The organism is Ruegeria sp. CF1 (assembly GCF_056537445.1).
This window is the reverse complement of record NZ_JBQFRN010000006.1, coordinates 52,770-71,816: the sequence shown is the minus strand read 5'-3', so window position 1 is coordinate 71,816 and position 19,047 is coordinate 52,770. Positions and strand designations below refer to the sequence as shown.

Annotated in this window: 21 protein-coding genes; 6 read left to right on the top strand and 15 right to left on the bottom strand. The window is 58.7% G+C overall.

What is annotated here, in order from left to right; genetic code table 11:
• The first annotated feature begins 19 nt into the window (after positions 1–19).
• On the top strand, positions 20–1,018 hold the full coding sequence (locus tag ACRZ96_RS12365) for a polyprenyl synthetase family protein (protein ID WP_170513874.1): 999 nt from the start codon (positions 20–22) through the stop codon (positions 1,016–1,018).
• Here the strand turns inward: ACRZ96_RS12365 and ACRZ96_RS12360 are convergent.
• From ACRZ96_RS12360 to soxR, 4 genes are all read right to left on the bottom strand, one after another.
• Positions 1,011–1,829 (bottom strand): 4-(cytidine 5'-diphospho)-2-C-methyl-D-erythritol kinase, encoded by an 819-nt coding sequence (locus tag ACRZ96_RS12360; protein ID WP_480814691.1) that lies wholly within the window; start codon positions 1,827–1,829, stop codon positions 1,011–1,013. The two genes, ACRZ96_RS12365 and ACRZ96_RS12360, sit on opposite strands and share 8 nt — an antisense overlap.
• Positions 1,819–3,531 (bottom strand): tetratricopeptide repeat protein, encoded by a 1,713-nt coding sequence (locus ACRZ96_RS12355; protein ID WP_480814690.1) that lies wholly within the window; start codon positions 3,529–3,531, stop codon positions 1,819–1,821. The genes ACRZ96_RS12360 and ACRZ96_RS12355 overlap by 11 nt, the downstream gene beginning before the upstream one ends.
• Positions 3,532–3,635: 104 nt before the next feature.
• On the bottom strand, positions 3,636–5,282 hold the full coding sequence (locus ACRZ96_RS12350) for an electron transfer flavoprotein-ubiquinone oxidoreductase (protein WP_170626187.1): 1,647 nt from the start codon (positions 5,280–5,282) through the stop codon (positions 3,636–3,638).
• A 136-nt stretch (positions 5,283–5,418) separates the two neighbouring features.
• Positions 5,419–5,874 (bottom strand): redox-sensitive transcriptional activator SoxR, encoded by a 456-nt coding sequence (gene soxR / locus ACRZ96_RS12345; protein WP_170395726.1) that lies wholly within the window; start codon positions 5,872–5,874, stop codon positions 5,419–5,421.
• 89 nt (positions 5,875–5,963) lie between these two features.
• Between soxR and ACRZ96_RS12340 the strand changes: the two genes are divergently transcribed.
• The 3 genes from ACRZ96_RS12340 to ACRZ96_RS12330 all read left to right on the top strand — a co-directional run bounded on the left by ACRZ96_RS12340 (position 5,964) and on the right by ACRZ96_RS12330 (position 8,056).
• Positions 5,964–6,344 (top strand): VOC family protein, encoded by a 381-nt coding sequence (locus tag ACRZ96_RS12340; RefSeq protein WP_170408363.1) that lies wholly within the window; start codon positions 5,964–5,966, stop codon positions 6,342–6,344.
• Between the two features lie 234 nt (positions 6,345–6,578).
• Positions 6,579–7,049: a transcription elongation factor GreA gene (gene greA / locus ACRZ96_RS12335; RefSeq protein ID WP_170395722.1), complete on the top strand. Its 471-nt coding sequence runs from the start codon at positions 6,579–6,581 to the stop codon at positions 7,047–7,049.
• Between the two features lie 14 nt (positions 7,050–7,063).
• The gene (locus ACRZ96_RS12330) at positions 7,064–8,056 is read left to right on the top strand and encodes a hypothetical protein (RefSeq protein ID WP_170395720.1); all 993 of its coding nucleotides are present in this window, start codon (positions 7,064–7,066) and stop codon (positions 8,054–8,056) included.
• Here ACRZ96_RS12330 and ACRZ96_RS12325 read toward each other — a convergent pair.
• Genes ACRZ96_RS12325 through ACRZ96_RS12310 form a run of 4 tightly spaced genes read right to left on the bottom strand, consistent with a single transcriptional unit; the run spans position 8,053 to position 11,393 of the window.
• Entirely contained in the window at positions 8,053–9,318 is a 1,266-nt protein-coding gene (locus tag ACRZ96_RS12325; RefSeq protein WP_480772016.1) for a molybdenum cofactor synthesis domain-containing protein, read from the bottom strand. The two genes, ACRZ96_RS12330 and ACRZ96_RS12325, sit on opposite strands and share 4 nt — an antisense overlap.
• Positions 9,315–9,806 carry a molybdopterin-guanine dinucleotide biosynthesis protein B gene (mobB, locus tag ACRZ96_RS12320; RefSeq protein WP_480772015.1) on the bottom strand — a complete coding sequence of 164 codons (492 nt, stop codon included), beginning with the start codon at positions 9,804–9,806 and terminating at the stop codon, positions 9,315–9,317. The genes ACRZ96_RS12325 and mobB overlap by 4 nt, the downstream gene beginning before the upstream one ends.
• Positions 9,803–10,459, bottom strand: coding sequence for a molybdenum cofactor guanylyltransferase MobA (mobA, locus tag ACRZ96_RS12315; protein ID WP_480772014.1), 657 nt, complete (start codon positions 10,457–10,459; stop codon positions 9,803–9,805). Before mobA ends, mobB begins: the two co-directional genes overlap by 4 nt.
• Positions 10,452–11,393, bottom strand: a complete 942-nt coding sequence (locus ACRZ96_RS12310) for a formate dehydrogenase accessory sulfurtransferase FdhD (protein WP_480772013.1) — start codon at positions 11,391–11,393, stop codon at positions 10,452–10,454. Before ACRZ96_RS12310 ends, mobA begins: the two co-directional genes overlap by 8 nt.
• On the opposite strand from ACRZ96_RS12310, the gene ACRZ96_RS12305 reads away from it, so the two are divergent.
• Both ACRZ96_RS12305 and ACRZ96_RS12300 read left to right on the top strand, forming a co-directional pair.
• Positions 11,392–12,102 (top strand): AzlC family ABC transporter permease, encoded by a 711-nt coding sequence (locus tag ACRZ96_RS12305; protein WP_170423672.1) that lies wholly within the window; start codon positions 11,392–11,394, stop codon positions 12,100–12,102. The two genes, ACRZ96_RS12310 and ACRZ96_RS12305, sit on opposite strands and share 2 nt — an antisense overlap.
• Positions 12,099–12,431 (top strand): AzlD domain-containing protein, encoded by a 333-nt coding sequence (locus ACRZ96_RS12300; protein ID WP_480707095.1) that lies wholly within the window; start codon positions 12,099–12,101, stop codon positions 12,429–12,431. Before ACRZ96_RS12305 ends, ACRZ96_RS12300 begins: the two co-directional genes overlap by 4 nt.
• On the opposite strand, the gene ACRZ96_RS12295 is transcribed toward ACRZ96_RS12300, so the two are convergent.
• The 7 genes from ACRZ96_RS12295 to ACRZ96_RS12265 all read right to left on the bottom strand — a co-directional run bounded on the left by ACRZ96_RS12295 (position 12,420) and on the right by ACRZ96_RS12265 (position 18,924).
• Complete coding sequence (locus tag ACRZ96_RS12295; protein ID WP_480707093.1) at positions 12,420–13,052, bottom strand: hypothetical protein; 633 nt, start codon at positions 13,050–13,052, stop codon at positions 12,420–12,422. The two genes, ACRZ96_RS12300 and ACRZ96_RS12295, sit on opposite strands and share 12 nt — an antisense overlap.
• Positions 13,053–13,073: 21 nt before the next feature.
• Positions 13,074–13,208, bottom strand: coding sequence for an aa3-type cytochrome c oxidase subunit IV (locus ACRZ96_RS12290; RefSeq protein ID WP_480707091.1), 135 nt, complete (start codon positions 13,206–13,208; stop codon positions 13,074–13,076).
• Positions 13,209–13,276: 68 nt separating this feature from the next.
• A complete protein-coding gene (locus tag ACRZ96_RS12285) occupies positions 13,277–13,831 on the bottom strand; it encodes a hypothetical protein (protein ID WP_480707089.1) in 555 nt (184 codons plus the stop codon).
• On the bottom strand, positions 13,818–15,656 hold the full coding sequence (locus ACRZ96_RS12280) for a glycerophosphodiester phosphodiesterase family protein (protein WP_480814689.1): 1,839 nt from the start codon (positions 15,654–15,656) through the stop codon (positions 13,818–13,820). Before ACRZ96_RS12280 ends, ACRZ96_RS12285 begins: the two co-directional genes overlap by 14 nt.
• 64 nt (positions 15,657–15,720) lie before the next feature.
• The gene (locus ACRZ96_RS12275) at positions 15,721–16,170 is read right to left on the bottom strand and encodes a DUF6173 family protein (protein WP_170736722.1); all 450 of its coding nucleotides are present in this window, start codon (positions 16,168–16,170) and stop codon (positions 15,721–15,723) included.
• A gap of 4 nt (positions 16,171–16,174) precedes the next feature.
• A complete protein-coding gene (locus ACRZ96_RS12270) occupies positions 16,175–17,221 on the bottom strand; it encodes an MBL fold metallo-hydrolase (protein WP_170423666.1) in 1,047 nt (348 codons plus the stop codon).
• Positions 17,221–18,924, bottom strand: coding sequence for an acyl-CoA dehydrogenase family protein (locus tag ACRZ96_RS12265; protein WP_480814688.1), 1,704 nt, complete (start codon positions 18,922–18,924; stop codon positions 17,221–17,223). Before ACRZ96_RS12265 ends, ACRZ96_RS12270 begins: the two co-directional genes overlap by 1 nt.
• Positions 18,925–19,047: the final 123 nt, after the last annotated feature.

The window sequence follows — 19,047 nt, the reverse complement described above, 5'->3', positions numbered from 1 at the left end:
GCCTTGTATCAGGAGAGTGATGAACGTCAGCACGATCTCGAAACCGCATGAGCGTCTGGCAGAGATGCTTGCGGGCGAAATGGCAGCAGTAAATACGCTGATTCGGACGCGTATGGCGTCGGAACATGCCCCGCGCATTCCCGAAGTGACCGCGCACCTGGTCGAGGCGGGCGGCAAGCGTCTGCGCCCGATGCTGACCCTGGCGGCGGCGCAGCTGTTCGGCTATTCAGGCGACCATCACGTCAAGCTGGCTGCAACGGTCGAGTTCATTCATACCGCAACCCTGCTGCATGACGATGTCGTAGATGAAAGCGGGCAGCGGCGCGGGCGACCGACGGCAAACCTGCTATGGGACAATAAATCCAGTGTTCTGGTTGGCGATTACCTGTTTTCCCGCAGCTTTCAGTTGATGGTCGAAACCGGTTCGTTGCGGGTTCTGGATATCCTTGCAAATGCGTCGGCCACAATCGCCGAAGGCGAGGTGCTGCAGATGACAGCGGCCACCGATCTGGGCACGGATGAAAGTGTCTACCTGCAGGTTGTGCGCGGCAAGACAGCGGCACTGTTTTCTGCTGCAACCGAAGTGGGTGGTGTGATCGCAGGCGCGACTGAGGCTCAGGTCAAGGCGCTGTATGACTATGGCGATGCGCTTGGAATCGCGTTCCAGATCGCAGATGATCTTTTGGATTATCAGGGCGATAGTGCGGCCACAGGCAAAAACGTCGGCGACGACTTCCGTGAACGCAAATTGACCCTGCCAGTGATCAAAGCCGTGGCTCAGGCAACTGCCGAGGAACACGCGTTTTGGGAACGGACGATCGGTCGCGGACGGCAGGAAGAGGGCGATCTGGATCACGCTTTGTCACTGATGGCCAAATACAGCACGCTGGACGCAACCCGCACGGATGCGTTTGGTTGGGCGGCCAAGGCCAAGGCTGCGCTGGCGCCTCTTCCGGATCACGAAATCCGCACCCTGTTAGGCGATCTGGCCGATTACGTCGTATCGCGCCTTAACTGAGCGTCGTTGCGCGGCACCACCAGCCGGGTTGGGCCGCGCCGATCTCATAGGCGGCAAAATGGGCTGCTTTGAGCGTTGGATAAAGTGCGAAACAGGTTGAGCCTGAACCCGACATACGAACCATCAACGCGTCTCGGGTGTCTTCCAACGCCGCTATGACCTCCGCAATATCCGGCGCTACAGATATTGCAGGTGCCTCTAAATCATTCCGCTGAACCTGCAACCACGTGGCGCAGTCTTCCGGAGTTTTGAATGCAGGGATCTCAGCAGGCATCGGTGCGTTGTCTCTGCTGTGCAAAGCGGAAAACACCGGGCCGGTGGGAACTTCAATACCCGGATTGACCAAAAGCGCCGGGAGGGGCGGCAACGCCATCGGCTCAATCTGTTCACCAATCCCGCGCATACGCGCTGCAGCAGCATGTATGCATACCGGGACATCCGCGCCAAGCGACAGCGGCACGCTATCGGGCCACTCTCCCCCCTTCGTCGCAGTGCGCAATAGCGCCGCAGCATCCGAGGAGCCGCCCCCGACACCGCCACCGTGCGGCAGTTGTTTGTTCAGATGAATGCGACCGGTCCAGCCTGCAGCCTCGGCGGCCTGCCAGACCAGATTGCGATCATCGGTCGGTACGCCATCCGAAAACTCACCCGTGACCGACAGAGACAGCTCGGGGCCGGAACTGAGGCTCAACTGATCCCCAACATCGGCAAAGGCAACCAACGAATCAAGCAGATGATAGCCATCCGCGCGTTGGCCGGTCACATGCAGGGTCAGGTTGATCTTGGCGGGGGCAAATGCCTCAGCCTTCATTGGCGACCTTCAGGGGTTCGGCACCTTCCTCGGCCAGAACCGCATCCAATCCGACTTCGATCTTGCGGCGGATGCGTTCAGGATCGGCTTCGCTGTCGGTATCTTCAGGATCAATGAAAGACAGTGCTCGTTTCCACTGGAACTCGGCTTCACGCCCACGACCTACAGCCCAGTAAACATCGCCCAGATGGTCATTTACCACCGGATCGACCGGCATCAGCTCAACGGCGCGCTCCATGTGGTCAACTGCTTCGTCGTACCGGCCCAGGCGGAACAACACCCAGCCCAAGCTGTCAACGATATAGCCGCTGTCAGGGCGCGCTGCGACGGCGCGTTCGATCATATTCAACGCTTCGTCCAATTTCTCGCGCCGCTCGACCAGCGAATACCCGAGATAGTTCAGCACCTGTGGTTGGTCCGGGTTCAACTCAAGCGCGCGGCGGAAATCGGCCTCGGCCTCGTCCCAGTTCTTCAGACGTTCATGCGATATCCCGCGGGCATAGTGCAGGAACCAGTTTCCGCCTGCACCCTCTTCCGTCAGGCCAATCGCCTTGTCGTAAGAGGTGACCGCTGCCGCGTAGTCCTCTTGCTGGCGCCGCAGGTCGGCCAAAGCTACATGCACACCGGGCAAATCGGGGCTTTGAGCGGCAAGGTTTTGCAGGACCTCGGCGGCAGCTTCTTTTCTGTCAGAGCGACTTAGGACCTCGGCGCGCCCCAGCTCGGCGGCGTGATAATCGCTGCTGTCCGGAGGCACCTGCCGATAGACATCAACCGCCAGATCATATTGTTCCAGCCCATCCAACAACTCAGCGCTTAGCAAAAGCGCATCAATATGGTCAGGCCGCAGAAAGGCCGCGACCCGGGCATATAGCAGAACATAATCCTGCGCGGCCTCCGCACTCAGCGCAGCGCCAACGGTAAAGAAAACCTCGGCCATGCCATCCTGTGCAGAACGGACATGGGTAAAGGGCAGCGTTTCGCCATCAGACAGCCGGGTGACGTAACTTTCGATGGTCGGATCACTGCCGGCGGCAAAGACGTTATCCAGAAATTCCAGCGCATCGTCGTTGCGATCCAGCTGCGACAGCACTTCGGCACGCGCCAGCGCAGCCCGGCGTGAAAAACGGGCGACCAGGCCATCATCTGCGGCAAGGATCGCCTCGGCCCCCTCAAAGTCTCCGACTGACGCCAACGCCATGGCCTTGTGATAAAGTGCAAATTCTTTCAGACCTTCCTGCGTGGTAACAACGTCAAATTGTTCCATCGCTTTGGTCATGGCGCCTTGCCCCATATGAGCCCAAGCAATCATCAGGCCATCAACCAGCGGTCCAACCCCTTGCGTTTCAGGATCGCGGGCCAGAAATTCATCCAGCTTGCCATCTGCCACCAGATTGGCGGCGATCACCATCCGAGCGGCCTGGCTGGGCAGTTCATTTTCCTCGATAACTTCGGCGACGGTCAGGGCTCGCTCAATCTCACCCAAAGCGAGCCGGGCGACGACCACGTTTTCCAGCAGTTTCGGATTTTGGGGATCAGCGCGCAGCGCCTGCGCATAGTAACGCTCGGCAGCGGGATAATCGCTCTGATAAATCGCCTGACGTCCAGCCAGATACGACCCCGATCCGGTATCCGATACCGCAGGGAGCGCAATTGAAGAGCTGAGGATCACGGCCAGTGCCGCACGTCGAACCAGGGAAACCACTGATAATCTGCCTTGCTGTCGTTGACTGACCGACAAGCTAGGGCTTTGCTGGGCGAGAGGCAATGGCAGAGCCTTCACGACCCTGCCAACGCCCGTGTTCTTGCCTACATATTGGGGTAGTTCGGCCCGTCGCCGCCCTGCGGTGTAGTCCAGGTGATGTTCTGGCTGGGATCCTTGATGTCACAGGTCTTGCAGTGAACACAGTTCTGGAAGTTGATCACGAATCGCGGCCCGTCTTCATCCTCGACCATCTCATAGACGCCTGCGGGGCAGTAACGCTGTGCCGGCTCGTCGAATTTGGGCAGGTTGACCTTAACCGGGATGTCCGGGTCGGCCAGTTTCAGATGACAAGGCTGGCTTTCCTCGTGATTGGTGGCCGCAAACGATACGTTCGTCAGGCGGTCAAAGGACAGTGTGCCATCGGGTTTCGGATAGTCGATGGGTTGATGCTTGCTGGCATCTTCGGTCGATTCCGCGTCGTTCTTGCCGTGGCCCAGCGTGCCCAACAGCGAGAAGCCCAGCGTGTTGGTCCACATGTCCATACCGCCCAGTACCAGGCTGGCGGTCAGGCCGTATTTCGACCACAGCGGTTTGACATTGCGCACCTTCTTCAGATCCGAGCCGATTGCACCATCGCGAACGTCGGCCTCATAAGCGGTCAGCTCATCACCCGAACGCTCGGCCTTGATGGCATCATAGGCGGCTTCGGCCGCGGCCTTGCCTGACAGCATCGCGTTGTGGTTGCCCTTGATGCGCGGCACGTTGACCATGCCCGCCGAGCAACCCAACAGCGCAACACCCGGTGCGACCAGTTTCGGCATCGACTGGTAGCCACCCTCGGTGATCGCGCGGGCACCATAAGCCACACGCTTGCCGCCCTTAAGCAGGTCAGCCACCATCGGGTGGTGCTTGAAGCGCTGGAATTCCATGTAGGGGTACAGGTGCGGGTTTTTGTAGTTCAGGTGAACCACAAAGCCGACATATACCTGATTGTTTTCAAGGTGATAGATGAACGACCCACCTCCCGCGTTGCTGCCCAGCGGCCAGCCCATGGTGTGCGTGACGCTGCCTTCTTTGTGCTTGGCCGGGTCGATCTCCCAGATCTCTTTCATGCCGACGCCGTATTTCTGCGGCTCTTTACCGGCAGACAGGTCGTATTTGGCGATGACTTCCTTGGACAGTGAGCCGCGCACGCCTTCCGACAGGAAGACATATTTGCCATGCAGTTCCATGCCCGGCTCGGTGTTGGGGCCGTAGGATCCGTCTGGCTCCAGACCAAATACACCGGCTACAACGCCTTTGACTTCACCGTTCTCACCGTAGACCAGCTCGGAACAGGCCATGCCGGGGAAGATTTCGACGCCCAGCTCTTCGGCCTGTTCGGCCATCCAGCGGCAGACATTGCCCATCGAGACGATGTAGTTGCCGTGGTTGTTCATCAGCGGCGGCATCGGGAAATTGGGGATGCGAATCTTGCCAGCCTCGCCCAGCATGTAGAAATTGTCTTCATGCACAGGCACGTTCAGCGGGGCACCCTTTTCCTTCCAATCGGGGATCAGAGCATCCAGACCACAAGGGTCCAGCACCGCACCCGACAGGATATGCGCACCCACTTCCGAACCCTTCTCTAGAACCACGACGTTCAGGTCGGCATCCAGCTGTTTCAGACGGATGGCCGCAGACAGGCCCGCAGGGCCAGCACCCACGATCACCACGTCATATTCCATCGCTTCGCGTTCAATCTCGGCCATCGCGGGCTCCTTAGCTAACTTTCCGAATTGGCGCTTTCTTCATGCGGTCGGCGCAATATTGTTTCACGGCTGATTACATGGTGATAAAGACTTTGGTCAATCGAAACACGGCGTAACAACGCCGCTATTCGACACTTCAGGCTTCGGGTGCGTCCCCCATAAGGTATCTGGGACCGCTACCATGGGATTTGGCCCTGTCATCGGGGTTGTAAAGCTTGCATTTCGGCAGGCTGAGGCAGCCGCAACCAATACATCCATCCAGATTGTCGCGCAGTCGCATCAGCGTATCGATTCGCTGATCCAGATGCGTGCGCAGCCGTTCGCTGATACTCTTCCAGTCCTGAGGCGTCGGTGTGCGGTTTCCTGGCAAGCCCGACAATACCTCGCGGATCTCGGGCAAAGTCAGACCGAATTGCTGCGCGATCATCACAAAGCTTAGCCGTCGGATATCGGCGCGCTGATAACGCCGCTGCCCACCCGCGTTACGCCATGGAGATATCAAACCTTGCGCCTCGTAGTATCGGATCGCCGACACTGCCAACCCAGTGCGCCGGGCCAATGCTCCAATCGCCAGACCTTCCGAAACAACCATTACATCCTCCCAAAGAAATCTCTTGACCTAAAGTTAGGTTTAGAAATTACAGTGAGTCGGGACAAGCCTCAAATTGGAAGGAGAATCCCATGATGGCGACGCTGGAACATACTAATTTCACGGTCCGCGACCCAAAGGCATCTGCGGCGTGGATGCAGAAAGTCTTCGACTGGAAAACACGCTGGGAAGGCCCTGCCATTGCCGGTGGCTATACGGTGCATGTGGGCAGCCCACATACCTATCTGGCACTCTACGCCCCCGGCGATCCCAAGCCATCAGGCGAAAACAGCTATGATTTCGTGGGCGGCTTGAACCATGTAGGTGTGCTGGTCGAGGATATCGACGCCACCGAGGAAAAGGTCCGCAAAGCGGGATTTGAACCGCACAACCACGCAGACTATGAGCCAGGCAAGCGGTTCTATTTCGAAGATGACAATGGCATCGAATTCGAAGTGGTTCAGTATGATTGAGATGCTGTGGCTTGGGCACGAAGCCAGCCGTTGGCGAAGTGGAGAATTGTTGGGAAAGCGCCACAGACGCACCCGCCCCCCGGAACGGCGGCGCTAAGTTGCGAGTTTACTGACAACGCACACCTCCCCTCTTGCAATTCACGCCTCATTTGGGTCAGGTAATTGCCAACCCATCCTTCGCCCCGACGCTATTGTGCGGCGGGGCGTAACAATTTCTGCGTGGACGACAAGACAATGGAAAAGATCCCCATGACGCCTTCGGGCAATGCCGCGCTCGAGGCAGAGCTGAAGAATCTGAAATCCGTCGAGCGCCCGGCGATCATCGAGGCGATTGCCTCAGCCCGCGAACTGGGCGACCTGAAAGAAAACGCCGAATACCACTCGGCGCGCGAAAAGCAGGGCTTTATCGAAGGCCGCATCAAAGAGCTTGAAGGCATCCTGTCGCTGGCAGATGTCATTGATCCGGCCAAACTGTCAGGGGCCATCAAGTTCGGCGCGAAGGTCACGTTGGTGGATGAAGATACCGACGAAGAAAAGACCTGGCAGATCGTAGGTGAGTATGAGGCCAATATCGAAGCGGGCCTTCTGAACATCAAATCCCCCATCGCCCGCGCCCTGATTGGCAAAGAAGAAGGCGACAGTGTCGAGGTCCGCACCCCCGGAGGCGTGCGCTCTTATGAAGTTCTGAGTATCGAATACGCCTGACCGGAGCGTTTGTCATGTCAGGGTCTGAACCTGAGCAAGAACCTGAGAAACCCACCTCGCTGGGTATCTACGACCGTCCGGCGCACCGTTCGGTCACCGAGATCGAGATCGCAGCAGTTGTTCTCAGCCTGATCTGGCTGGTGGTGTCGGTCGTGTTTCTGGTACTGCCCGGCGGGCAACAAGGAGGGTTCATCGTCACCTTCCTGGCGGTGTTCATGCCGGTCGCAATGATCTGGGTCGCAGCCCTCGCGATGCGCGCCAGCCGCGTAATGCGCGAAGAAAGCGCCCGCCTGCAGACAGCCATCGATGCGATCCGCAACAGCTATGTCGTACAGCAACAACGCGCGGCCAGCACGTATGAGCCGACGGTCGGCAAGAAACTGGATGAAATCGCCGAAAGCGCAAAAAAGACCGAGAGCGCGCTGGCGACATTCTCGACCAATCGCGGTGAACCCGGGCGCACCCAAAGGCCCGCGCCGGACATGGCCAATCAGACTTCGTTGGAACTTGGCACCTCAGCGGAAGAAATGGCGCCCCCGTTGCCCACCGACATCTTTATCCGCGCCCTGAACTTCCCCGAAACGCAAAGCGATGCCGAGGGATTTAACGCGCTGCGGCTTGCATTGAAAGATCGCAAGACCTCGAAACTTGTGCAGGCCTCACAAGATGTTCTGACCCTTCTCAGCCAGGAAGGCATCTATATGGATGACCTGCGCCCCGATATGGCGCGACCCGAAGTCTGGCGGCAATTTGCCCAAGGCGCGCGCGGGCGGTCGGTGGCTGCCTTGGGTGGCATTCGAGACCGTTCGTCACTGGCGCTGACTGCGGCGCGGATGAAACAGGATCCGATCTTTCGCGATGCCGCACACCATTTCCTGCGCCGCTTTGACCATATGATCGTCGAGTTCGAACCTAATGCCAGCGATGCCGAGCTTACAGCCCTGAGCGAAACCCGCACAGCGCGTGCCTTCATGCTGGTGGGGCGTGTCGCAGGGACGTTCGATTAAAGCCCAAAACTCCCGTAGGGTATGAACCTCACCAGATCGCCGGGCTTGATATCGCGGGCACCGTCCTCGATTTCGACCAAGCCTTCGGCCCAGCTCAGCCCGCTGATCCGGCCAGATCCTTCCGAATGGAATACCTCGGCCTGTCCTTCACGGATGCGCGCCCGCAGGTATTCCCGACGACCCGGTTTCTTGTGCTTTTTGAACGCGGCGGGCACGTCGAAGCCTTGCGGCTCTTGCCAGCCTGCACCGGCCAGCACGTTCAGTGCCGGGCAGGCAAAGATCAACGTGCAAACCAGTGCTGCCACCGGATTGCCCGGCAAGCCAAACACCGGCGTCTGATCCCACATGCCCAGCGCCAAAGGCCGCCCGGGTTTTAGTGCGATGCGCCATTCCTGCATCGCCCCGGCCTCTCGCAACAATGCCGAGACGTGATCTTCATCGCCGGCGGAGGCCCCGCCACTGGTCAGGATTACATCCACTTGCTGAGCCGCGCGATCCAAATGCTGTTTCAGCGCCGCGCGATCATCCTCGGCGCGCCCAAGATCAACCGATTTGAATCCAATCCGCTCGGCCAGTGACAGCAGCATCGGACGATTGGCATCATAAATCTGCCCCAGTCCGGCGCTGTCACCCGGCTCGACCAACTCATCCCCGGTCGATAGCACTCCGACGCGTAAAACCTTGCGGACGGAAACCTCAGCCAGACCAACCGCCGACAAAAGCGCCAGATCCGTTGGTGTTAAACGCCGCCCAACTGGCAAGGTCAGCGCGCCTTCAACCACGTCTTCGCCTGCCTTTCGCGTGTTCGCGCCCTGTTTCAACGGACCTCGGAATGCAATGTGCCCATGATCAAAGGTCACATCCTCTTCCAATATGACCGTATTAACACCCTTTGGCAGTGCAGCTCCGGTAAGAATGCGTATCGCATGGCCCTCTGGGACCTCACCGTCAAAGGGTACACCCGCAGCCGCCCGGCCCTCTACCAAAGGCATGACACAGGGTCCATCCGGCACCGGACCGGCAAATCCGTACCCATCGACAGCGGTGTTGGGCTGAGGCGGGTTTGATCGTTTGGCCGACACGTCCACCGCCAGAACTCGGCCCGCCGCCCGCATCACGGGCACGTTTTCAACCCCAGCTACCACCGACAATCTGTCTCGCAAAAGCGCCAGAGCCTCATCAACGGGTGTCCAGTTCACCCCTGCAGGCAAGGCGAAACAATCATTGCGCAAGGGCGGAGGTGAGATATCCGGCGTGCTCATAATCCGACCTCTTCCATGATGAAATCTGCAATGGCCGCCGTATCATCCAGATAAAACACCGGGCAATCCAATTCCAAAGGCGTATCACTTGCAACCGCGCGAACCGTCTCATCATCCGTGGCGATCAGCGGATTTCCGGGTTCAGCGCGAAACGCTTCGATCTTGGGGTGACGCTCGCGTTTGAAGCCTTCGATTAACACCAGATCGACAGGAGACAACCGCGACAGCAAGATGTCCAGCTTCGGCTCGGGCGCACCACGCAACTCCTGCATCAGTGCGATCCGCTGGCCGGATGCCAACAGCACTTCGGACGCACCCGCCGCGCGATGCCGCTGGCTGTCGGTACCCGGCTGGTCGACGTCGACGGAATGATGCGCATGTTTAACGGTGGAAACGGTATACCCACGTCCGGTGATTTCAGCCACCAGCCGTTCCACTAGGCCGGTTTTGCCCGCGTTTTTCCAACCGGTGACGCCGTAGACCCTCATACCTGCTCCAACAAGGTTTCAGCGCGGGCCAGATCATCGGGAGTGTTGACGTTGAAGAACGGATCAAACGGCTGGGCCGAAAACAGCGCCTCTCGCCCATCATGCTGGTCAGTCCACAGGACAACCTTGCGCAATCCAGCGTTCAACGCCTCCCTCAGATCATCGCGCAATGCCACCGGCCAGAGCCCAAAGGTCGGGTGCCGATTGATCCGCTTGCCGCCGCCGGATTTTAATGCCTCGTCACTCGTGCGCGGGGTGGTTGCCAGAACAAGGGGGTATTTCTGCCCTTTGGATGCGTTCACCAGTTGCGCCACAAGATCATGCGGAAAGAACGGAGTATCCGCCGCAACCGTCACGATAGAGTGCGCGCCCTGTTCAGCGGCCCAATCAAGCCCGGCCAAAACACCGGCCAGCGGCCCTGCAAAGCCCTCGATCGAGTCCGAAACAACCGGTAAGTTCAAGCGAGCAAACCGTTCGGCATCGCCGTTGGCGTTCAAAGCCAGCCCGCCGACCTGAGGGCGCAGCCTGTCTATCACCCGATCCAGCAGGCTCTGCCCGCCGATCTGCAATAGCCCTTTATCGCCGCCTCCCATTCGCGTTGCGAGGCCGCCTGCCAGAATAACCCCCAGCGGTTTTTGCGACTGTTCAGCCATCGGCACTTTTCCTGCGATGTTTTTTGTCCTCAATCGCCACGCTCGACGGATCAACATCGCGCACCAATCGGTCTTCGCCCGACAAACACACGAACCGCTGCCCGCGCATCCGGCCGATCAGAGTCAAACCGACCTCGCGCGCGATCTCGACACCCCAGGCGGTGAATCCCGATCGCGAAGCGAGAACAGGGATGCCCATCATTGCCGTTTTGATCACCATTTCCGAAGTCAAACGACCGGTCGTATAGAGGATCTTGTCAGACGCAGTCGCACCCTCGGAGAGCATCCAGCCTGCGATCTTGTCGACCGCGTTATGGCGGCCCACGTCTTCCATATAAACCAACGGGTGGCTTTCATGACAAAGCACCGTGCCATGGATGGCACCCGCCTCGAGGTACAGAGACGGGGTGCGGTTGATCTTCGACGCCAACTCATACAGCCACGAGGTGCGCAACGAGACCTGTGGCAGGCGCACGTCCTCTAGCCCCTCCATCATGTCTCCGAACACAGTGCCTACTGCGCAACCGCTGGTGCGGGTCTTCTTCTTCAGCTTGTCCTCGTATGAGGTCTCACGCGCGGTACGCACGACCACGGTTTCCAGATCGTCGTCATAGTCGACCCGAGTAATTTCATCATCTGCAAGCAGCATCCCCTGATTACGCAGAAACCCGAGCGCAAGGTATTCGGGATAGTCGCCGATGGTCATTGCCGTCACGATTTCCTGTGAGTTGAGGAAAATGGTCAGCGGGCGTTCCTCGACCACCGAGATCTGACTGATCTCACCATTCTGGTCCACACCCTCGACACCGCGCGTCAGGCGGGCAGCCCCCGGATCGGGCGCAATGAGGTAGTCTGACAGGTCGATCTCCGTGGCCAATTGCAACCCCTTCCCAAGACGGCTACTGCTGCTCGCGTCACCATAGGATTTAGCCATGGCCTCTGCCACATCCAAGTCATACTTCTGGAAAGGTTTTCGCGACGGGACGCCGTTTATCTTCGTCGCCATGCCCTTTGGCCTTCTGTTTGGTGTTTTTGCCACAGAAGCAGGGCTGGATATCATCCAGACGATGGCCTTTTCCGCCACGGTGTTTGCCGGCGCTGCTCAGTTCACCGCATTGCAATTGCTGCAGGACAATACACCAACGGTTATCGTTCTGATCTCGGCCCTGGCTGTGAACCTGCGGGTGGCCATGTATTCGGCTTCACTGACCCCTTATCTGGGGGCGGCTCCGCTGTGGCAACGGGCCCTTGGAGCCTATCTTATTGTTGATCAGTCTTACGCCTGTTCGATTGTCCGATTCGAGAAAGAACCGGATATGTCCGTGCCTCAGCGCATGGCGTACTTTGTCGGCTCGGTCACGCCGATCACGCCGCTTTGGATACTCGCCACTTATCTGGGTGCTGTTCTGGGGGCACAGATTCCGGAAAGCTGGGCTCTGGATTTTGCGCTGCCGATCACGTTCTTGTCCATGATCGGACCAATGATGCGCACCATGGCGCATGTTGTAGCCGCGCTGGTGGCGATTGTTGTCGCCCTGCTGTGCGTGGCAGTGCCGTTCAATCTTGGACTGTTGATCGCAGGGATAGCCGGGATGATGGCAGGTGCGCAGGCTGAATTGATGTTAGAGCGAAAAAAGTCATGACGCAGATCAACCCGACAACCATGTGGATCATCATCGTAGGTCTGGCGATAGGCAGCTACCTTCTGCGCTTTACCTTTATCGGGCTGGTTGGCGACCGCCCGATGCCACCCTGGCTTCTGCGGCACCTGAGATACACAGCAGTGGCGATTCTGCCTGCCCTGATCGCACCTTTGGTAGTCTGGCCCACGGCCACCGAAGGACAACCGGATATGCCGCGCATGGCGGCTGCGGCAGTTGCGTTGACGGTGGGAATTGTGACGAAGAACGTCATAGCGGCCATCTTTTCAGGGGCCGCCACGCTTTACGGTCTGCTGTACCTAGTTGGTTGAGACCGCTTCAAGCTGATTGAGGCGCGCATTGTTTTCCGCCAGCCCCTGCTGCAGATCAGCCGAGTCATTCTCACGATAGTCCATGGTGACAACGCCTGGAATCTGACCAAACTGATCGGATAGCTTCACCGGGTAGAATGTTGTTTTGATTTGCTCGAACCCCGGGACCTGTTGCAGCAATTGCGAGGTCGAATTTGCACAAAAAGCCTGCGAAACCGGGCCCATTTGCTTGGCCAATTGCAGCGCGATCTCGGCCTGCTGTGGCGTCACTTCGATCGTCTGAATACGGGCATAATGCGTCTCGCGCGCATGACTGCTACGATAGGCGCGCTCGACATTTGGCGTGATGCCATAAAGGACATCATTCTTGATCGGCACCACATCCGCCCGGAACGATCCGGCAGGGTCAAATATGACCCGCTCGCTGCCGCTGATCATCAGCGACGTGTGTGCCCCCGACCCGGTGCGTGTGCTGATCATCGTATAAAGCGTCAGCGTCGATGGCCCCGGATCACGATAGGATCGGGCCACGATTTCCGAGGGATCAGCCTGCGGGCGCTGCGATCCGGCGCAACCTGCAACGGTCACCGCCAACAGGCAGGCAATCAGAATTCTAAACAAGAGATGCGCCTCGGATGCTGTTTAGGCCGCAAAGACAGCCAGGAACAGACAAAGGAGTACAATAGCCACCACGCACCACGTGGTGAATTTGACGAACCCGTCGAAGGTTTTGGTTTGAACAGTGATGTCCATCTCGCCGTGCTTGTGATCAGCCATGTTTATTAGAATCCCAATTCGCGTATTTGAAATGTTGGATAATGCAAAACTCAGGGCCTGTCACGACGTCATTCGCGCGCAGTTGGTCCAAAAATCGTGCAGCCTGGATAACCAAACCCCCAGCGCCAGGGCAACCCGCTGCAGGGACCGCCCCCAAAACGCACGGCCAGAAACATCGCCTCGGAGGTGATCGAATGAACCGAGCGGATCTGATCCGGCGTCATGTCATAACGTTCGGCGTATTCATCAGCGTGGCTTTCGCCGTGGGTTTTGACACAGGTGCGCAGCGCGTCATCGGCAGCGAGCCGGGCGTCAAAGCTGTCATCGGCCTGCGATGCGCCGCCTGCATTGTAATAGGCGCGATCGTGGGTAACGCAGCAGTACTCCCATGGCGGGTGTTCTTCATAAAGCAGGCTGAACTTCGGAAAGGTCTCGGCGACCAGACGCCAGCTGGACGATAATCCACCCGAACAGCCATCCGTTTCAAAGGGGGTCAGTTCAGTGCCTTTTATCGTGTCGGACAAAGCCCGGTGAGCGGGCATTTCCACGCTACGCATCAGGTCCTGCGCACCTGCAGGCAGCGCGCAACAGACCAGAAGGGCGGCCAGTCTATGGTTCCGCATCACGCATCTCAGCAGTATCAATGGACAATCCGAATGTCGTCGCCAACCATAGCATCAGACGTTCGCCCGGTCCCATCTCGGCACGAACACGCAGCACTTCGCGGGCCATGGCCGGGCGGTCAGTGATCAGCCCGTCAACCCCCATCGATGCCATCGCCGACATCTGCAACGGGTCATTCACCGTCCATACATAGATGTCCTTGCCCGCCTCATGGACCGAGCGGATCAGACCCGGTGACACCGTTGCTGCGTTTACGGCCACGAAATCGCCCTCAAGCCCTGAAAGATCGCCTATCGCGGTCGCGGCCAGAACGCCTGCCCGCCAATCGGGGCGCAGCGCTTTCATCTTCTGCACGGCCGGATATTTCAATGACATGGTGGCGATGTCATCCTGCATATCCAGCTCCTCGACAATCGTGGCAACTCGGTTTTCCAGGTCGACGTCATGGCCATAGTATTTCAGCTCGATGATGACCTTGGATTTGCCCTTCGCAGCTTCCAGAACATCCCGCAGCGTGGGCGTCCGTTCCGAAGCATATTCGGGGCCGAACCAGCTGCCGATATCGATCTCGGCTATATCCTCAATGGTTGCGTCCCAGACCTTGAGCGGCACACCCGCCAGTTTCATGAAATCACTGTCATGCGCGATAATGACCACACCATCCGCAGTCTCCTGAACGTCGATCTCAACCCAATCGGCGCCATCTTCGATAGCCTTCAACACTGCCGCCATGGTATTTTCCGGCCTTATCGCCGCCGCACCCCTATGACCAATGACATCCGCATGATCGGAGGCCTGAATGCGGACCAGCAACTCCTGCCCGGACCAGAGCCCGATCAGCAGGGCGATTGCCGCGCCACCGACCACAGCGTAAAGCGGCGCGCGCAGGTTGCCGGGTTCGGGATGAGAGACCTCTCGGCCTTGTGTGTCGAAGAACCCATCCAGCAGAACCGCCAATGCTCCCAGAGCGACGGCTGCAAGCACAAGCCCAGCCAGCGACCATAGGCCCGCTACGATCATACTGAGGATCAGCGCAAAGCGCAGGTTCGTGCTTTCCTGCAACGGCACCAGATCGAACAACAGTCCGGCCACAAAGGCAATCAGTGCGGCGATCACGAGACGCATCGCAAGCCAAAGGCCGAGCTCGATCTTGAGGCGACCGCGTTTTCCTTCCATTCGATCCGTGCTGGTGGAAAAGGCTTCGGCGGGTTTGCAGCCCTCAAATAATACAAGATGCAGCGACAGCGCCCAGGCCGAGAGCCTGCGGATCAGAACCCAAGCCAGACACAGCACCACAAATCCGATCAGCACCACTGCGACCCAGAATGAAGGCGGGTGGAAGGTGAGGTAATAGTTGATGTCGTATTCAGTCAGCATCCACCAGGCGATCAGGCCAGCCACGGCGACAAAAGGCAGCGCAAGTACCAGCACACGCAAAATGAACCGTGCGGCAAAGCCGAAAAGCGCAGGTAAACGCGTCAGGATCAACCGGATGGAAGCACTGCCCGCGCGCCAAGGGTCACGCTCACCCATCCGCAATGATCCGGCCATGACCGAGAAGACAAAGACCTCGGCCAGTAAGAACAGGCTGAGAACTACAACCGCAGCGATGAAGCCCGCTGGTGACAGCAGGAACATCGCAATGTCCTGATCCGTCAGCGCCGATTGATCAGACAATGAAACAGCAACATTGACGGCGATGGCAACGCCCGGAGCGATCAGTGCAACCAGCAGCAACCGAACGGCGACATAAACAGGCACAAACACGCGCCGCCGCGACCATGCGCCCCGGTAGGCAGTTGTAACGGCTGAGAAATTGGTCACGCGGTTGCCTCCTGAATGGTCTATCCATTCAAGGCTGCGTAAGTGTGAATTGCAAGAGTGGGCGTCAGCTTTCTTCCAGATCAGCCGCCAGCCGGAAACCAATGCGGTTGGCTGGTTTATCCTCGATCGATTTCGGCAAGGCACGCAGCATCACATTCAACTGGCTGACATGCTGGACGAGCTGCGTTTTGGCGCCGCCTCCGTCCGAGCCATAGAAAGTAATCACATCCGGATCGAAATAGCCCATGCCCTCGATCCGCATTACACCGGCATCACCACCGGTGAATCCCATGGCAACCTCGTGATCGCCATCCAGAGTCTTCTCGAAATTCTGAATATACATGATCAGCCGCTCATAGGCCCATTGAGCAGGGCTTTTGCTTTCGACCGGCTTTTGCAATGGCTTGGGCAAATCCTTGTTCCCCGATGCCGTTTCAGGGTTGGCGTGTACCTCATAGCACCGCGGCAACGCCGCAGATTCCGCTGCCTCGGCTGAGGTTTCGATCTTGTCCATTGCTCTACCCTTTGCGCTGATATTCCCAAGCTCCGTCCGCGCGCCGCGTCCGGGCGACAGCTCCAATGTGGTAGAGATGGTTCATATGTGCAACCGCCTCGACCAGCGCGAGGCCGTATTCCCCGCCCCTGATCTGGCGCTTGAACAGCGGGGCAAAGCACTCGGCGGCAGTTTTGGGTTGATCGAGATCGTTCAGCAGACGCTCCAGCGCGCCGTGGTGGTTATCGATCAACTGCCGCATGCGGATCGGCAACCCGGTGAACGGCAGTTTGTGCCCGCCCAAAACCAAATGATCGGGCCGGGCCAGCGGTTGCAGGCGTTCACACGCCTCCAACCAGTCGGCCACCGGATCGGCCATCGGCTCGGTGGCATAGACGCCCAAGTTGGAACTGATCGAACTGAGGATCTGATCGCCGGTCAGCACCAGATTGTCCTCGCGGCTCCAGAAGGTGCAATGCTCGGGCGCATGGCCGTTGCCCATGTGAACATCCCAGTCGCGGCCACCCATGCGGATCACGTCGCCCTGTTTGACACGGGTAAATCCCAGCGGCATAGGGTACACGGCGTCGGCAAAGTTGAACGGACGCTCGGCCATCCGACCGGCCAGCACGTCCGGATCCATCCCCGCGCTGCGGTAATAATCCAACGTTTCCTTCGGCCAATTCTCTTGCACATCCAGCGTCAGCATACGTGCGAACAACCATGCGGTACGACTGGTGACCAGTTCTGCACCATGCTCGGACTGGAACCAGCCCGCATTGCCGACATGGTCAGGATGGTGATGAGTCACGACAACGCGACGGACGGGTTTGCCAGCCAATGGCCCTTCCATCAGGGCCTGCCAGATTCCCCGTGTTTTCTTTGAAGAAAGCCCTGTGTCGACTATGGTCCAGCCGTCGCCATCATCAAGTGCATAGACATTCACATGATCCAGCGCCATCGGCAAAGGCAGCCTAATCCACAGAACTCCTTCTGCAACTTCGACCCATTCGCCAGGAGCGGGTGGTTCCTCCCACGGATATCGCATCACTTGCGGAGCCTCGCCATCCATCAAACCGCCAGTTCCTCTGGGCTGAGGGCATAGAGGTCATCCGCCCCGTTCTGCGCCTGCGCAAGCAAGCCCGTATGTTCAGGCAGCAGCACATTAATATAATAACGTGCCAACTTGGCGCGCGGTCCATCGGGATCGGCTAGCGCCGCTGACAGATGGTAATGCCCGCCCAGAACCCGCGCGAACGCTTTTAGATACGAAGCCGCGCCAGCAAACCGGTTGTTCATATCCGATTGAGCAACGAGCCACTCCGTCGCTTCCCGCAGCGACTCGGAAGCTTCCCAAACAGGACCAGCAAGTTCAGGCATCGTGGCGCGCGCCTTCTCAGCTTGATCCTCGATCTCATCCAGAAGGTTCGAGGCCGCCTCACCCCCATCCATCATCTTGCGCGCTACGAGGTCCATGGCCTGAATACCATTGGTGCCCTCGTAGATCGCGGTCACACGGACATCGCGATAATATTGTGCAGCACCAGTTTCTTCGATGAAGCCCATGCCACCATGCACTTGAACGCCGGTCTCGGAAACGCGCATGCCGGTCTCGGTGCCAAAAGCCTTGCAGATCGGCGTCAGCAGCGCCGCACGTGCCGCCCAATCGGCCTCACCCGTGGCCTGCGCCATGTCGATTGCAGCTGCATTGGCCAGCATGATCGCCCGCGCCGCAAACACATCCGCGCGCATCGACATCAGCATCCGCCGTACATCCGCGTGGTCGATGATGGTGCCCGAGGGCGTCTTGCCCTGCTTACGCTCCAACGCATAGGCCAGCGCATGCTGGTAGGCTCCTTCGGCGACACCCACACCTTCGCCACCAACGCCCAAACGCGCGTTGTTCATCATGGTGAACATCGCGGCCATGCCGCCATGTTCCTTGCCGACCAGCCAACCCTTGGCCCCGTCATATTGCATCACGCAGGTTGGCGAGCCGTGCAGGCCCATCTTGTGCTCCAGCGAGACCACCTTGAGGTCATTGGCCACGCCGGGGTTGCCGTTCTCGTCGGGTATGTATTTCGGCACCAGAAACAGCGAAATCCCCTTGGTTCCCGGAACACCGTCTGGCAGGCGGGCCAGAACAAGATGGCAGACATTCTCGGCAAAGTCGTTGTCGCCCCAAGAGATATAGATCTTCTGCCCGGTCACCGAATAGGTGCCGTCGCCATTGTCTTCGGCCTTCGAGGTCAGCGCGCCCACATCCGATCCGGCCTGCGGTTCGGTCAGGTTCATGGTGCCCGACCACTCACCCGCCATCATCTTGGGCAGATAGATCGCTTTCAGCTCATCACTCGCGTGATGCTCCAACGCTTCGATCTGGCCTTGGGTCATCAAGGGGGCCAGTTGCAGCGACAGGCAAGCCGCGCTCATCATCTCATTCACGGCGGTGGTCATGGTCATGGGCAGACCCATACCGCCATATTCGGGATCGCCGCTCATCCCGATCCAGCCGCCTTCGGCAATCGCCCTCCAGCCCTCGGCATAGCCCGGAGAGGTCCGCAGCACGCCGTTCTCCAGCCGCGCGGGTTCCAGATCACCAGGGCGTTGAAGCGGGGCCATGATCTCTTCGCACATCTTCCCGGCTTCGGTCAGAATGGCACTGACCACATCCTCGCTGGCTTCCGAGAACTTTTCGGTCGCGGCGATCTGGTCAAAGCCGATCACGTTGCGGAACAGGAATTCATAGTCTGAGATCGGGGCACGATAGGGCATGGTTTCCCTCTGGTTCTGGCAAGTTGTCAGCGTGGGGTTGGAATCCCGGCCCCACGCCGGTATTCATCTGGGCTGGCACGATTACCTACCGTTACCTGAACTGCAAGCAACCAAAACGCGGCG